Source organism: Pseudomonas sp. AL 58 (genome assembly GCF_036348395.1).
GTDB classification, from domain to species: Bacteria; Pseudomonadota; Gammaproteobacteria; order Pseudomonadales; family Pseudomonadaceae; genus Aquipseudomonas; species Aquipseudomonas defluvii.
Genome location: NZ_JAZBQR010000067.1, coordinates 1 through 646, shown reverse-complemented (window position 1 = coordinate 646; position 646 = coordinate 1). Strand labels below are relative to the sequence as shown.

Annotated in this window: 1 protein-coding gene; it reads right to left on the bottom strand. The window is 61.3% G+C overall.

What is annotated here, in order from left to right; genetic code table 11:
• Nucleotides 1-642 (bottom strand): type VI secretion system tip protein TssI/VgrG (tssI, locus tag UIA24_RS23070; protein ID WP_330524049.1); only part of this gene is annotated, 642 nt, incomplete at its 3' end.
• Between the last annotated feature and the right edge of the window lie 4 nt (nt 643-646).

Genomic DNA, 646 nt, shown 5'->3' with positions numbered 1-646 from the left:
GTTGAAACGGCTGATTACCGGCTCGTCGGCCACCAGGCCGCTGTCCTGTTGGTAGGGGGTGGGCTGGCCGAGTTTGGGGAAAAAGGTCTGGTGGTCACTGAACACCACCGTGTGCCCGGCGCGGCTGTGCCGGAAGGTATAACTGACACCCTCCTCGAAGCACAGGCGCTGCAGAAAGTGCAGGTCGGACTCGCCGTACTGCACGCAATACTCCCGTGGGGTACTGGTCTTTTCCAGGTGCAGTTGGTAGGCATCGCTGAGGATGCCGTGTTCCTCAAGCACCTGGGCGATGATCTGCGCCAGCGTGCGCTGCTGGAAAATCCGGTGGTTGCGGCGCAGCCCGAGGTAGGCCAGTTGCGGCACCAGCCTCAGGTTGTAGCGGGTCAGGCGCTTACCGGCATCGCCCTGCGAAACGCGGTAAACCTGCCCATGAATGCCGGCGCCCTGCGCGTTGAACGCCAGGAACGCCTGCTTGTGCAGCAAGGTTTCAAGCTCAAGGTCTGCGCGTTCGCTGACCAAGGCCACATCAAAAGCAAAGGGTGTGCTGATGGCTTCCGTGCCGGTGAATGACAGCACCTGAAGGTCGTGCTGAAGGTCATCGATCGTCAGGCTGAAGTGCGCGTGATTGGCGGCTGAGAACATCCCT